15 protein-coding genes are annotated in these 13,991 nt (G+C 69.2%); 2 read left to right on the top strand and 13 right to left on the bottom strand.

Annotated elements, in window-relative coordinates; translation table 11 throughout:
- The first annotated feature begins 34 nt into the window (after positions 1–34).
- Entirely contained in the window at positions 35–1,102 is a 1,068-nt protein-coding gene (locus QWJ39_RS01785; protein WP_290255978.1) for a UDP-N-acetylmuramate dehydrogenase, read from the top strand.
- Here QWJ39_RS01785 and QWJ39_RS01780 read toward each other — a convergent pair.
- Positions 1,099–1,560, bottom strand: coding sequence for a hypothetical protein (locus QWJ39_RS01780; protein ID WP_290255977.1), 462 nt, complete (start codon positions 1,558–1,560; stop codon positions 1,099–1,101). The two genes, QWJ39_RS01785 and QWJ39_RS01780, sit on opposite strands and share 4 nt — an antisense overlap.
- Positions 1,561–1,629: 69 nt before the next feature.
- Positions 1,630–2,112 (bottom strand): hypothetical protein, encoded by a 483-nt coding sequence (locus QWJ39_RS01775; protein ID WP_290255976.1) that lies wholly within the window; start codon positions 2,110–2,112, stop codon positions 1,630–1,632.
- Positions 2,113–2,212: 100 nt separating this feature from the next.
- On the opposite strand from QWJ39_RS01775, the gene QWJ39_RS01770 reads away from it, so the two are divergent.
- Positions 2,213–3,325 carry a winged helix DNA-binding domain-containing protein gene (locus QWJ39_RS01770; protein ID WP_290255975.1) on the top strand — a complete coding sequence of 371 codons (1,113 nt, stop codon included), beginning with the start codon at positions 2,213–2,215 and terminating at the stop codon, positions 3,323–3,325.
- Between the two features lie 9 nt (positions 3,326–3,334).
- On the opposite strand, the gene asd is transcribed toward QWJ39_RS01770, so the two are convergent.
- From asd to QWJ39_RS01715, 11 genes are all read right to left on the bottom strand, one after another.
- Positions 3,335–4,477, bottom strand: a complete 1,143-nt coding sequence (gene asd / locus QWJ39_RS01765; protein ID WP_290255974.1) for an aspartate-semialdehyde dehydrogenase — start codon at positions 4,475–4,477, stop codon at positions 3,335–3,337.
- A gap of 74 nt (positions 4,478–4,551) precedes the next feature.
- Positions 4,552–4,884 carry a hypothetical protein gene (locus tag QWJ39_RS01760; protein WP_290255973.1) on the bottom strand — a complete coding sequence of 111 codons (333 nt, stop codon included), beginning with the start codon at positions 4,882–4,884 and terminating at the stop codon, positions 4,552–4,554.
- Between the two features lie 55 nt (positions 4,885–4,939).
- Positions 4,940–5,593: a hypothetical protein gene (locus QWJ39_RS01755; protein ID WP_290255972.1), complete on the bottom strand. Its 654-nt coding sequence runs from the start codon at positions 5,591–5,593 to the stop codon at positions 4,940–4,942.
- A 9-nt stretch (positions 5,594–5,602) separates the two neighbouring features.
- Positions 5,603–6,703, bottom strand: a complete 1,101-nt coding sequence (locus tag QWJ39_RS01750) for a WXG100 family type VII secretion target (RefSeq protein WP_290255971.1) — start codon at positions 6,701–6,703, stop codon at positions 5,603–5,605.
- Positions 6,704–6,887: 184 nt separating this feature from the next.
- The gene (locus QWJ39_RS01745) at positions 6,888–7,103 is read right to left on the bottom strand and encodes an NF038396 family protein (RefSeq protein WP_290255970.1); all 216 of its coding nucleotides are present in this window, start codon (positions 7,101–7,103) and stop codon (positions 6,888–6,890) included.
- Positions 7,103–7,714 carry a dihydrofolate reductase gene (locus tag QWJ39_RS01740; RefSeq protein ID WP_290255969.1) on the bottom strand — a complete coding sequence of 204 codons (612 nt, stop codon included), beginning with the start codon at positions 7,712–7,714 and terminating at the stop codon, positions 7,103–7,105. The genes QWJ39_RS01745 and QWJ39_RS01740 overlap by 1 nt, the downstream gene beginning before the upstream one ends.
- Complete coding sequence (locus QWJ39_RS01735) at positions 7,711–8,514, bottom strand: thymidylate synthase (protein ID WP_290255968.1); 804 nt, start codon at positions 8,512–8,514, stop codon at positions 7,711–7,713. The genes QWJ39_RS01740 and QWJ39_RS01735 overlap by 4 nt, the downstream gene beginning before the upstream one ends.
- Positions 8,515–8,563: 49 nt before the next feature.
- Positions 8,564–8,953 carry a GntR family transcriptional regulator gene (locus QWJ39_RS01730; RefSeq protein ID WP_290255967.1) on the bottom strand — a complete coding sequence of 130 codons (390 nt, stop codon included), beginning with the start codon at positions 8,951–8,953 and terminating at the stop codon, positions 8,564–8,566.
- Positions 8,950–10,584: a hypothetical protein gene (locus QWJ39_RS01725; protein ID WP_290255966.1), complete on the bottom strand. Its 1,635-nt coding sequence runs from the start codon at positions 10,582–10,584 to the stop codon at positions 8,950–8,952. Before QWJ39_RS01725 ends, QWJ39_RS01730 begins: the two co-directional genes overlap by 4 nt.
- Before the next feature lie 78 nt (positions 10,585–10,662).
- Positions 10,663–11,628, bottom strand: a complete 966-nt coding sequence (locus tag QWJ39_RS01720) for an NUDIX hydrolase (protein WP_290255965.1) — start codon at positions 11,626–11,628, stop codon at positions 10,663–10,665.
- Between the two features lie 11 nt (positions 11,629–11,639).
- Positions 11,640–13,904, bottom strand: coding sequence for an RNA degradosome polyphosphate kinase (locus tag QWJ39_RS01715; RefSeq protein ID WP_290255964.1), 2,265 nt, complete (start codon positions 13,902–13,904; stop codon positions 11,640–11,642).
- Positions 13,905–13,991 lie beyond the last annotated feature (87 nt).

Genomic DNA, 13,991 nt, shown 5'->3' with positions numbered 1-13,991 from the left:
CGGAGGGGCCGCCGAACGCGGCTAGGCTGGAGGGGTGACCCAGACTCTGCTTTCCTCCCTGACCACCGCCGGCGTCGGCGGTCCCGCCGCCCGCTATGTGGAGGCCCGGACCGAGGCGGAGATCATCGACGCCGTCCGCACCGCCGACGCCGCGGGGGAGCAGGTGCTGATCCTCGGCGGCGGCTCGAACCTCCTGGTTGCCGACGGCGGGTTCGCCGGCACGGTGGTGAAGATCGCCTCGGAGGGGTTCACCGTCAACGCCGAGGACTTCTGCGGCGGCGTCGCCGTCGTGGTCCAGGCCGGTCACAACTGGGACGCCCTGGTGGAACACGCCGTCAGGCACGCCTGGTCCGGCATCGAGGCGCTCTCCGGCATCCCCGGCGCCACCGGCGGCACCCCGGTCCAGAACGTCGGCGCCTACGGGGCTGACGTGTCCCAGACCATCGCCGCGGTCCGCACCTGGGACCGGCAGCGGAACGCCGTGCAGACCTTCACCAATTCCGAACTGAAGTTCGGCTACCGCGACTCGATCCTGAAGCAAACCACCGTCGAGGGTTCGCCCCGCTACGTGGTCCTCACGGTCGAATTCCAGCTTCCGTTGGGACGCATGAGCGCCCCCATCCGCTACGCAGAGCTGGCCCGGGCCCTCGGCGTCGAGGTCGGCCAGCGGGCCTACTCCAACGATGTCCGCCGCGAGGTGTTGCGGCTGCGGGCCTCCAAGGGCATGGTCTGGGACGCCGGGGACCGCGATACCTACTCCACCGGTTCATTCTTCACCAACCCGATCGTGCCGGCCGAGACCGCAGACCGGCTGCCGGCCGACGCGCCCCGGTTCCCCGCGGGCGCCGAAGGCATGGTCAAGCTTTCCGCGGCCTGGCTGATCGACCGGGCCGGCTTCGGCAAGGGCTTTGGCCTTGAACCGGACAGCGTGTCCGGCGGCCGGGCATCCCTGTCCACGAAGCACACCCTCGCCATCACCAACCGCGGCGGCGCCAGCACCGATGATGTGCTGGCCATCGCCCGCGAGGTGCGCAACGGCGTCGCAGACCGGTTCGGCATCGAGTTGCATCCCGAACCGCTGCTGATCGGCGTCGACCTCTAGCGCAAAGGAACCGGGGCGGGGTCTTCCCGCCGGGCGCGGGTCTTCAGGGCCGACGCCGCCAGCGCGTGCGCCCAGCACGCCAGCGCCATGGTGGGGTAATAGACGGACGCGGAGAGTGTGCTGGCCCGTATCCCGCCGAAAACATGGTTCAAGCCCAGCACCATGGCGGCGATGGATGCCGCCGTGCCCAGGGCGGTCAGCACCACCAGCACGTGGACCGAACGGGGATTCTCACGCCAGCCGCGCAGCAGCCTAACCTTCCCAGGCGCCGCAGCGACCGCCCGGCCTCCGGCCGAGAGCGAGGCGTACCCGCCGGCCAACCCCAGGATTCCCCAGATGAGATAGGGCTCCGGGTCGCGTCCGCTCGCCTCCTGGCCCAGGGCTCCCGCCGTCGCGGCGGTTCCTGCTGCGACGGCAAGGGTGGCCAGCGACAGCCACAAGAGGCGGACGCGTCCCACCCCGCCAAGTAAACTCCCCACAGTCATCGGACCAGCCTACGGGAGGGGCCGGGCCACGTCAGCAGCGGACTAGTTTCGTCCCCGCCGCGGGACCACCTTGGTGAAGAGCATGAACGTGAAGCCGGAGGCGGCCGCGCCCAGGAGAAACACCTGGCAGAAGGCCACGGACTGCACGCTCGGGCCGCTGCGCAGCATCAGCCCGGCGCAGGCGAACGCCACCGCTCCGGCCAGCAGGGCCAGGGACCCCAGCAGCAGGCTCTGCACCGTGGCGGGGAACGCGGCGCCCGGGTCCAGCTCCAGGTCCCGGCGCTCCTGCTCCCTGGGGGTCCGGCGGGGCTGCAGGGTGGCGGCGGTCGCGAAGCTCACGACGGCGATGGCCATGGCGGCCACGGAGACGGTCTGGAACGTCGTCATCAGGGGGGAGAGGCGGGTGCCGCTGGCGATGGCGACGGCGAGTCCCGCGGCCATGCCCACCGCGCTGGCGGCCCAGCCCAGCAGGGCCAGCCTCCGGCACAGCGGCCGCAGCCGGGGCCACACGTCTCCCAATGTCATTGATCCAGTTTAAGGACTCCGGCTGGGCGGACGCTGGGAGGGCTCCGGGGGTTCCGCATGTTCCCGCGGGCGGACGGGGGGGCGGCCCTAGGATGGGGCCATGGAACGCACCGGTCCGCGCCTGACCCGTCCTTTACTGGGGCGGCTCCGGCTCGTGTCGCAGGGACTGGTCGGGGCGGGTTTCGCTTCGGTTCCTGAGGCGGTGCGGACCATGACGGCGATGCAGGCCCAGGACCTGCCGGCCGCGCTCTGGGCCGTGGGCGTACGGGTCCCCGGGGCTGCGCTGTCCGACGCGCGCGGCGCCCTGGACCGCGGCGAGGTGGTCCGGTCCTGGCCGATGCGCGGCACTCTTCACCTGCTCGCTCCCGAGGACCTGGGCTGGATCCTGCAGATCACCTCCGGCCGGCTGCTCCGGAGCCTGGGCGCACGGCACCGGCAACTGGAGATCACCAGCGCGGACATCGACGCCGCCGCGGACGCCGCGCTGCAGCGGGTGGCCGGGCGTGCCGCGATCAGCCGGGCGGAGCTGTTCGAGGCGTTTGACCAGGCGGGCCAGTCTCCGGCGGGGCAGCGCGGCATCCACCTGCTCGCGGCCCTCTGCCAGCTGCGCCTGCTGGTCCTGGGGCCGCTTGCGGGCAACCAGCAGCTGGTGGTCGCCTTCGATGACTGGATCACGGTGTCGCGGACCCTGGACCGGGCGGAGGGGACGGCCGAATGGCTGCTGCGCTACCTGCGCAGCCACGGCCCGGCCACGGAACGGGATTTCGCCTGGTGGTCCGGGATTCCGCTCACCGAGGCCCGCGCTGCGCTGGCGCAGATTAGGGACCAACTGGCGGAACTGGAGTTCGAGGGAAACCGGTACTGGCTGGCCCCGGAAACCGCGGCGCTGCTGGCCGAGGGTGTGCCCGGCGGCCGCTCCGTGCTGGCCCTGCCGGGGTTCGACGAGTTCGTCCTCGGCTATACGGACCGGTCCGTCGTCCTCCCGGCCGACCATGCTGACAAGATCGTTCCCGGCGGCAACGGTGTCTTCAAGAAGACAATCGTCGCCGGTGGGCAGGTGGTCGGGACGTGGAGCGCCACGGCGAGTCGCGGCCGGAACCAAGGCGTCGACGTCGTCGCCGAACCCTTCGAGACCCGGGACGGACTGCGGCCCGCCGCCCGACAATCGTTCGAGCTGCGGGCCGCGGAGTACCGGCGGTTCCTCGGGCCTTAGCCCCGGGCGTCAGAGGGTGCCGGTGGCGATCTTGAGCATGCGGCGCAACGGTTCGGCCGCGCCCCAGAGAAGCTGGTCACCCACGGTAAAGGCGCTGATGTACTCGGGGCCCATCTCCAGCTTGCGGATCCGTCCCACCGGGATGTTCAGCGTGCCGGACGCCGCCACGGGGGTCAGATCAGCCATGGACGCTTCCTTGGTGTTGGGCACCACAGTGGCCCACTCGTTGTCCGCGTCCAGCAGCTTCTCGATCTCGGCGACGGAGAGATCCTCGCGGAGCTTCAGCGTCAGGGCCTGCGAGTGGGAGCGCATGGCGCCGATCCGGACACAGAGGCCGTCCATGATCACCCGGTCCGCGGCGGAGGTGCCGAGGATCTTGTTGGTCTCTACGCCGGCCTTCCACTCCTCCTTGGACTGGCCGTTGCCCAGGTCCGCGTCGATCCACGGGATCAGCGAGCCTGCCAGCGGCACGCCGAACTGGGTGGCGTCGATGTCGGTGCGCTGGTGGGCCAGGACCTTGCGGTCGATCTCGAGGATGGCCGACGCCGGGTCGTCCAGTTCCGTGCTGACCTCGGCGTTGAGCGTGCCGAATTGGCTGAGCAGTTCGCGCATGTGCCGGGCGCCGCCACCGGAGGCCGCCTGGTAGGTCATGGAGGTTCCCCATTCGACCAGGCCGTTGGTGAACAGCCCGCCCAGGCCCATGAGCATGCAGGAGACGGTGCAGTTTCCGCCGATGAAGTCCTTGACCCCGCCGTCCAGGCCGGCGTCGATGACGTCGCGGTTGATCGGGTCCAGGACGATGATCGAGTCCTCGCTCATCCGCAGGGTGGAGGCGGCGTCGATCCAGAGGCCGTCCCAGCCGCGGCTGCGCAGTTCGCCGTGGACCTGCTTGGTGTATTCACCACCCTGGGCGGTGACGATGATCGGCAGCTTCGCGAGGGTCTCGACGTCGTAGGCGTCCTCCAGCTTTCCGGCAGCGCCGGATGCTGGGCCGGCGATGTCCGGGGCGGCGCCGCCGGCGTTGGAGGTGGAGAAGAAGACCGGGTTGATGGCGGCGAAGTCGCCCTCGTCCTGCATGCGCTGCATCAGGACGGAGCCGACCATGCCGCGCCATCCGACCAGTCCGACGGTCGGGGAAGCTGCTGTAGTCATTGGGCCAGTTTAGACTTCACGCCGCCGGAGCCGCAGTCGGTTACGCCACAGCCGGACGGTTGCGGCGTAACCGACTATTCGGCCGGCCGGGGCAGGTCACGGGCCTTGCGGAGCTTCTCGGCCTTGCGTTCCTTGATGAAGCCGGCCCAGCCGGCAAAGAGCGGAAACAGCACCAATACGTACATCCACCAGATCTCGCCCATGATGTGCCACTGGTCCGTCAGGGCCATCTGGACAACCGCGTAAAGCATCAGCCCGAACAGCGCCGTCATCAGCAGGGACAGGAACAACAGCCCACCGGAGGAGTTCACGGGCTTGATGACGCCGAGGCCGTCGTCCTTGCGGACCCCGTATTCCTCGTCGGTATAGGCGACGATCTCACCATTTTCGGCAAGGCGGTGCCTCACGGGTTCCTTCGGCGCAGGCGACGGCGTGTATCCCGGTTCCTGCGGGACATCCCGGCTACGCCTCGCCACGGGACTCCTCAATGCCGGCCAGCAGCCCGGCGTCGTCCAGCGGGGCGCTCTCTGCAACCTCGTCGGTGGCGAAGTCCGGAACGCCGGTGGCCCAGTCGCTGCCGTCGCGGCGGACCAGCAGGTGCTTCTCCTCCTGCAACGTCTTGAAGACCAGGTAGGCCGTGCCGCCCGGGTGTTCCTCGACGTGCTGGCGGAGCACCCGCAGGATGGCCTCCGCGGAGCCGATGGTGGGATCCTGCGCGAACGCAAACCAGGTCCCCAGGGCGCGAGGCTGCAGCATGAGGGCTACCTCCGGTGCTTCGATAAGCACCACGTTGTCCATGCTGTCCTCGGTCAGGAGGGACATCTCGGTCCAGCGCGTCGCATGGCCCATGGCCGTTGCGACGGCGGCGGCGACGCCCTTGACGCCGACCTGGTCGTCGTCAGAGACGACGGCCAGGTCCCGGGCCAGCAGGGAGGATGCGCCGGCCGTGTTCAGCGTGGAGTCCTCGACGAGTTCCTCGGCGCGGAAGACGCTGACGGAACGGTCACGGGAAGGTCCCTCGAAAACGTTGAGGAGGTAGGCGAGTTCGCCCACCCCGAAACCGATGACGTCGACGCCGAGGCGCGGTTCCTGGGTCGTTTCGTGCTGGACGGTCATCTAGGTCTCCTAATCTCCAAAGCCGAAGAACTTGGCCACGGACTTTCCTGCATTCTTGACGTTGTTGGCGGTGTCGCTGACAAACTTGCCGGGGTCCTTCACGGCATTGACCACACCCTCACCGATGTCCTTACCCACGCTGGTGATCGTGTCCCAGTTCTCGTAGACCGCGATCCCCACGCTGGCCACCTGGCAGACGGTGCCGGCGGGCGGGGGAAGGAAGCAGCCGACGCCGAGAAGGGCTTTGCCGGCGCTTGCCGCACCCCCCTTGATGTCGCCGTCGGCGAACTTGGCGACGGAGTCATACGTGTTGAAGCCGACGCCTGCCCATCCCAGGCCGCGGGCGATGCCGGACTTGCCGAGCCACTCCAGGCTCGTGCCCTTGCCGAGCCAGGGCTTCTCCGCGATGAAACCGCCGAGCTTGTCCAACGGCTTGACGAAGTTGTTGAGGTTCTTCAGCGACGCCGCGTCCGAAGCCCTGTCGATGACGTTGAGGGTGCGGCTGGCCTTGGAAGAATCCTTGAGCAGCCCTTCAAGGGTCTTGTTGCCCGCTGTGGTCTGCCAGAGGTTGCGGATCTCGAAGCCCGGGCCGCCGAGCCGGTGCCTGCCCTTGGTGAAGAGGGCGTTCACCAGTTCGGCGCGCTGGTTCTTCAATACCCAGCCGTACTGCCCGACGGTCTTGGCCAAGGTGAGCGGGATCTTGATATTCTTCTGGATTCCCATGAACGTCTTGAGTCCCGCGGCGCCGCCGGCGAGGATGCCGCCGGCCACAGCCCACGCCCCAGGGCCGGACCCGTGGCCGAGCGGACCCAGCGGGCCGCCGCCGGACCCGGCCTTGGCGTTACTGGCCTTCTCCTGCTCGTCTGCCTGCGTCAGAAGCTGCTTGGACTGCTGCTTGAGCGCCCGGGCGGTCTGCTGGATCAGGGCGCGATGGCTGCCGTTCCACTCCGAGGTGAAGCGCGCGCTGTCCGCACCCTTCCACGACGTGTTGTTGTTGATCGCCGCCGTCAGGGCCGTCGACTGCTGCAGCAGCGTCTCCGAGGTCTGTCCGAAGCTTTGCGCCAGCATGCGCAGCTGGGCGACGTCGGCGCCCCACGCGTTACCTGCCACGATGTACATCCCCCTTTGTCGGGCACCAGCCTACTGTGCCGCTGCCGCACTCCCACGTATTCCCCCGGCCGCTGTCCACCTCAGCGAGGGGACCCGTGAACCGGACCGCCCCAATCTAACCCGGTTGCCGGCAGGCCGCGATGGGGTGCTCTCCCCATCCGGGTCCGCCGGGCGAAGGCGCCCGCTACTCGCCGTCGTCGGCCAGCAGGGCGCTCTTGCGCCGCCGCAGCGCGAACATGGCGCCGAAGGCGAACACCTGGGTGACAATCACGAGCACGATCGCCCCGGCAATCTTGTTGCCGCCCAGGATCATGGTCAGTCCCACGATCGCGGACAGCAGCGCCAGCAGCGGCAGCAACATGTAGCCCAGGACGAACAGGGTTTCGGGTTTACGCAGCATTATTTGGCCTCCGTACGGCGCCAGAGGGTGATCCGGTAGCGGGTGCCGTTGGCGGCGGTCAGCCAGCCGTCGGCCGGGTAATTGGTTTCCGCGCGCCACTCGTAGCCGAGCTCGGGGGCGAAGGTGTCGCCTTCGGCTGCGGTGTCGATGGTGGTGACGACGGCGACGTCGGCCAGGTCCAGGGCCTGCGCGTAGATCTCCCCGCCGCCAATCACCCAGACCATCTCCGGGCCGGGGGCGAACTGGGACTCCAGGAGCGCCTCATCGAGGGATGCCACGGCCAGGGCGCCCTCCGCCTCGGGGGTGTCGCCCCAGCCGTCCTGCCGGGTGATGACGATGTTGGCCCGGCCGGGAAGGGGGCGGAATTTGGCCGGGAAGGACTGCCAGGTCTTCCGGCCCATGATGACCGGGTGTCCGGTGGTGAGCCGGCTGAAGTGCCGCATGTCCTCGGGCAGCTCCCACGGCATGGTGCCGCCCTGGCCGATCACTCCGGTGCTGGTCTGTGCCCAGACCAGGCCCAGGCCGGTGAGGCTGCCGTGCAGCTGGTCGGTAAAGCCGCCGGGCTCGGCGGGGGCGGCCGCCGTGTTGCCCTGCTGGGGATCGGTGCTCATACGGCAATCGGGGCCTTAATCGTGGGGTGGTGCCGGTAGCCGACCACCTCGAAGTCCTCAAGGGTGTAGTCGAAGATCGACGCCGGGGTTCGGGTGAGCTTCAGCGTCGGGTACTCGTACGGTTCGCGTTCCAGCTGGGTGCGGACCTGGTCCACGTGGTTGTCGTAGATGTGCACGTCCCCGCCGGTCCAGACGAATTCACCGGGTTCCAGCCCGGTCTGCTGGGCGACCATCAGGGTCAGCAGGGCGTAGGAGGCGATGTTGAACGGGACACCGAGGAAGAGATCCGCCGAACGCTGGTACAGCTGGCAGGAGAGTTTGCCGTCGGCCACGTAGAACTGGAAGAACGCGTGGCACGGCGGCAGCGCCATGTTCTTCAGCTCCGAGACGTTCCAGGCGGAGACGATGTGCCGGCGGGAGTCCGGGTTGCTCTTGAGGTTGTCAATGAGTTCGGCGATCTGGTCGATGTGGCCGCCCTCGGGCGTGGGCCAGGACCGCCACTGCACGCCATAAACCGGGCCCAGCTCGCCGTCGGCGTCGGCCCATTCGTTCCAGATGGTGACGCCCTGCTCCTGCAGCCACTTCACGTTGCTGTCGCCGCGAAGGAACCAGAGCAGCTCGGCGGCGATCGACTTGAAGTGCACCCGCTTGGTGGTGATCAGCGGGAAGCTGTCGGCGAGGTCGAAGCGCAGCTGTCGGCCGAAGACGCTGCTGGTGCCGGTCCCCGTGCGGTCGGACTTGTGGGTGCCGTGCTCCAGGACGTCGCGAAGCAGGTCTTCGTAGGGCGTTGGGATGCTCACCCCACCAGTCTACTGACCGGAATCCTGCGGCGGTGTCCGGCGGTCAATCCTAGTCGAAGGTGCCGGACAGCCGGCCCCGCATTAGCTCGAGGACTGCCGCATCGTCCAGATGGGCAGAACGGGCAGCGGCGATGAGGCGGTCGGCAGCCTGCTCCACCTCGACGCCGGCGCCTCCCGGGCTGGCCCCCGGTGGCAGTGAGGTTGCCACCGTCGTCCCCTTCCGGCGGCCCGTCTCGACCAGGCCGGCGTGCTCCAATTCCCGGTACGCCCGGGCGACGGTACCCGCGGCGATGCCCAGGTCCGCCGCCAGCCGCCGCACGGTCGGGAGGTGTGCCCCCGGCTCGAGTGCACGGGCGGAGATCAACGCCGCAATTTGCGCCCGGATTTGTTCGAACGGGGGAACTGCCGAGCGGAGATCGATGGAAAGTCCTGCGGTCATGCGGCCGGCTGTGGGGCGGGACGTACGAAACCTCGGTGCGGAAGACGGACGGGCACGATGGCGATGACGATGGCGGCAGCAACGAAGACGCCTCCCGCCAGGGATGCGGGCCACCACTCACCGACGGAGTACCCGAAAGGCACTCCGGTCCCGGCCGGCGCGAAGACCGCAGCCCATGCCGGGGTTTGGGTCATCAGCAAGGCGGCGGTCAACGCGGCGAGGAGCGACGACAGGGTCCTCACGGCCCGGTGCACGGTGACGGCCCGGAGCGCTGCGTCCGGCCCGTTGGGCACGCTTCGCCGGAACCGGGCGAGAAGTGCGACCGGCAGGGAGGCGGCCGCACCGACAGCCGCCAGCCCCGCGATGGGCAGCCAGTCCGCCGCACCGCCGAGTGAACTCTGACCGATGGCCGTGATTGCCAAGGCCAGCAGGAATGCGACGAGCGCCAGGACTGCCGTGGTCAGCATCGCCGGGCCGACGGTCCGGCGTGGCTGGCTGCGGGGGACTCCGGCGTCGCCGTAGTTGTGCCGGAGCACCAGCTCCCCGGCGGCCAGGACGGCCGATGAGGCAACCGCGGCGACGGTGGCGAAGACGGCCCAGCCTAGGTCGAAGGTTTCGGCAGCCGGACCGGAGAGGACGAATGCCCCCACCACCAGCGGCAACCCGGCAGCAGCGGCGTGGAGCGGTCCCAGCGAGGACAGCAGCCGTGCCGCCGGATGCTGGCCGGATCGCAGCCCCTCAACCGGACGGTTATCGGGTCCGAGCAGCGACGCCGCCAGCGTGGGCGGCCGCCAGCAGAACATCACCAGCAACACCGCCATGCCGGCCAGTCCGGCCGGATTGACCCACCCCGTGGAAACGGCGGCCGGATCCGGGTGTGTCGCGTAGTTGCCCGCGATGACGCCCAGGCCCGCGGCGATGGTGGCGACGGTCCTGAGCAGGCGGTTCATGGCGATGCTGCGCAGCGTCGCATTGTCCGCGGCGTCGAGGGCCTCCAGCTGACGGCGGCCGGCGATGAGAAGGAGCACCAGCACAGTGCCGCCGGCCAGGACCACCAGGGCCGCGCCGAGCCAGGCGGCCAGTTCCACTCCGGGGATGCGCCCGTCGCGGCCCCCCAAGAGCAGGGGGACGGATCCGTCGTTCACGGTGACGGCCGGGACGGCGTCGAAGCCCGGCAGCATCGCGACGACGGCGATCAACGCGCCGGCCGCTACGAAAATCCCGCCCGTCACCAGCGCCAGGCGGCGCGGCAGGAAATCCCGGATCCGCCGAACGGAGAGCACCGTCCGCCGTCGCGCCTGCTGGGGCCCGGGGTAGCTGAGCTGGCCCACGGCGTGCACCGCGAGGCAGCCCAGGACCGGCCAGGCCAAGGCTAGAACGACGGCCTCTGTAACCCTGGGATAGGGCGCCGCCGAGGGATTGGCCGGGATGATGCCAAGGTTCATCGCGCCCTGAAGCGAGCTGGCAACCCAGCCGATGATCCCCACCCAGAGCGCATGATTGGACAGCGATGCGGCCGACGTTCCGGTGGCGGGATCGTGGCTCACCCAACGGAGCACGATGTACACCACCATGGCGCCCAGCGAGAGCCCCACCACCAGCATCGATGGCACGTACAGAAGGCCCGGCATAAGATCCCCCAATGATCCGCCTAGTTTGTATCAAGCAGTTGATACAAACTAGCTGGGCGGGGAACCGGGGTCAAGGACCTAGTCGTCGAACGGGCGGAACTGCTCCACGGCGATGACCTTGCCCTTGACCCGCGAGACGTGGCAGACCACGAGTTCGCCCGGCGCAAGATACGGATCCGACTCCGGCAGCAGGGCGCGGAGCCGGGAGTTCATGTGCTTGCCCAGCTGCGCGAACACGGTGGGGAGCGCCGGGCGGTGCGTGCACAGCGCCACCGGCCGTTCCTTGTCGAACAGGCCCTCCACCACGTTGGCAGTCTTGTGCGGGCTGCGGCTGTGCAGGTGTTCGGTGAGCGAATCGTGCAGCTTGACCTTGGCCTCCACGGCCTTGGCGTAGGGCGCGACGGTGGCGACGCAGCGCAGCCACGGGCTGGTGACCACCCGGGAAGGGCGCCACGCCTGCAACAGCCGGCCCACGGCCTGGGCCTGGCGGGTCCCGGTGGCGGCCAGCGGACGGTCGCCCTCAGCCTTGGACCAGGAGGAGCGGGGCTTGGCCTTGGCGTGTCGGATCACCACAAGGGGCCAGGTCTCCAGCTCGTGCCGCTCGTGGGCTGCCACCAGGGCGTCCAGCGGGGCGCGGTCGGAGGGATTGGTGAGCAGGCGGGCGGCCTTCTCCGGCGCGCACCAGAGGACACTGTCCACTTCCTTGCCGTCCGGGTGCAGGGGAGCGCCGTCGACGTCGACCGCCCAGTAGTGCACCACCTTCAGCCCGGCGTTGACCCGGTAGTGGATCGGCGGCAGGGGGATGCCCAGCGGCGCCCGCAGGCCGATTTCCTCGGAGACCTCCCGCGCCGCGCACTCGGGAACCGTTTCGCCCGGATCCAGTTTTCCCTTGGGCCAGGACCAGTCGTCGTAGCGGGGCCGGTGGATCAGCAGGACCTCCAGCTTGTCCTTCTTTACCCGCCAGGGCAGGGCCCCGGCGGCGACGACGGCGATCGTTTCGCCGGCATGCTCGGTCTGGTCGGCTGCCAGCGCGTCGCTGTTCACTACCGGCGGCCCTAGCGCAGGCTCGCCGGGCGCTGCCGGGAACGGGACGCGAGCAGCCAGGATTGGACGTCCTGCAGTTCGGTGCCGTCCTCGGCGAGGTGGTGGCGGGACCATTCGCCGCTGCGGTCCAGGTGCCAGCTTGCCGTCGCGGGATCCATGTACCGGCGGAGCATGTCCAGCACGTAGGTGACGTCGTCGCTGCTGGAGAGCTGGACCAGGGCCTCGACCCGGCGGTCCAGGTTGCGGTGCATCATGTCCGCGGAGCCGATGTAGACCACGGGGTCCCCGGCGTTGGCGAAGGCGAAGACGCGCGAGTGTTCCAGGAACCGGCCCAAAATGGAGCGGACCGTGATGTTCTCGCTCAGGCCCGGGACGCCCGGCCGCAGCGAGCAGATGCCGCGGACGATCACGTCCACCTTCACGCCGGCCTGCGAGGCCCGGTAGAGGGAGTCGATGATGGCCTCGTCGACCATGGAGTTGACCTTGATCTGCACCCGGGAAGCGATGCCGGCCCGGGCGTTGCGGATCTCGGTTTCAATCCGGTCAATCAGGCCGGACCGGACGGACCGCGGCGCCACGAGCAGCCGCTTGAATGTGGACTTGGGAGCGTAGCCGGAGAGCTGGTTGAACAGCCGGGACAGGTCCTCGCCCACCTGCTCGTTGGCGGTCAGCAGGCCCAGGTCCTCGTAGTAGCGGGCGGTGCGGGGGTGGTAGTTGCCAGTGCCGATGTGGCAGTAGCGGCGCAGCCCGTCCACTTCCTGGCGCACCACCAGGGAGAGCTTGCAGTGGGTTTTCAGGCCCACGATGCCGTAAACCACGTGCACGCCGGCCTGCTCGAGCTTCCGGGCCCAGGAGATGTTGGCCTGCTCATCGAAGCGGGCCTTGATCTCTACCAGGGCCAGGACCTGCTTGCCCGCCTCGGCGGCGTCGATCAGGGCGTCGACGATCGGCGAGTCACCGGAGGTGCGGTACAGGGTCTGCTTGATGGCCTGGACCTTGGGGTCCGCGGCGGCCTGCTCCAGGAACGCCTGGACCGAGGTGGAGAACGAGTCGTACGGGTGGTGCAGCAGGATGTCCCGGCGGCGCATCGCCGCGAAGACGTTGGCCGCCTTCGAGGTCTCGGACTCGTTCAGGTAGCGGGAGGTGTGCGGGACGTGCTTGGGGTAGTGCAGGTCCGCCCGGTCGATCCCGGCGACGACGGAGAGGCCGCGCAGGTCCAGCGGCGCGGGCACGGAGTACACCTCGGATTCCTCGACGCCCAGCTCACGGATCAGCAGCGCCCGAATGTTGGGGTTGATGTCGTTGGTGAGTTCCAGCCGGACGGGCGGGCCGAAGCGGCGGCGCAGCAGTTCCTTTTCCAGCGCCTGCAGCAGGTTCTCGGCGTCGTCCTCTTCGACCTCGACGTCCTCGTTGCGGGTCACGCGGAAGGTGTGGTGCTCCAGCACCTCCATGCCGGCGAACAGCTGGTCCAGGTGGACGGCGATGACTTCCTCGAGTGCGATGAAACGGGCCACCCGGCCGGGCACGGACCCGGCGCGCGGGCCATCGATGGAGATCAGTCGCGGCAGCTGGTCGGGGACCTTGACGCGGGCGAAGAGTTCCTTGTCGCTGACCGGGTTGCGGACCACGACGGCGAGGTTCAGGGAGAGCCCGGAAATGTAGGGGAACGGGTGGGCGGGGTCCACGGCCAGCGGCGTCAGGATCGGGAAGACCTTCTCGGCGAACATGGCGCTGAGCTGGTCCTTAGCCTGGTCGTCCAGCTCGTCCCAGTGCATCAGGTGGATGTGCTCGTAGGCCAGGGCCGGGCGGATCTGCTCGGCCCAGACCCGGGCGTGGCGCTGCTGCAGGCGGTGCGCCTCCTCGCCGATCTGTTCCAGGACCTGCATGGGGCTCAGCCCTGCGGGGGACGGCACGGCGAGTCCGGTGGCGATGCGGCGCTTGAGGCCGGCCACCCGGACCATGAAGAACTCGTCCAGGTTGGAGGCGAAGATGGACAGGAAGCTGACCCGCTCCAGCAGGTGCAGGTTCGGATCCTCGGCCAGTTCCAGGACGCGGGCGTTGAAGGCCAGCCAGCTCAGCTCGCGGTCCAGGAATCGGTCCGGGCTGATGTCGCCCTCGGGTTCGAGGTTCGGGGCGAACTCCGGGATGTCGATCCGGTCCTGGGTGGCGCGCGAGGCGGGAACTTCGGAGGAGCCGAACCGGGCCCGCGCCGGCCGGGAGGAGCTGTTCTGCGTTCCGGCCTCAGACGTGGCCGTCCCGGCTTGGTCCCGTTGCATGGTCTCTCCTAATGCTGGCGCGATGTAGCTTCAACCTTACAAGGATTCGCACCCCGGTGAGCCCGTTTGACGCCTGGTCCGGCGGCC

Source organism: Arthrobacter sp. YD4 (assembly GCF_030410515.1).
Lineage (GTDB): Bacteria > Actinomycetota > Actinomycetes > Actinomycetales > Micrococcaceae > Arthrobacter.
The sequence above is the reverse complement of the archived record's forward strand: the minus strand, read 5'-3'. Positions and strand labels throughout refer to the sequence as shown.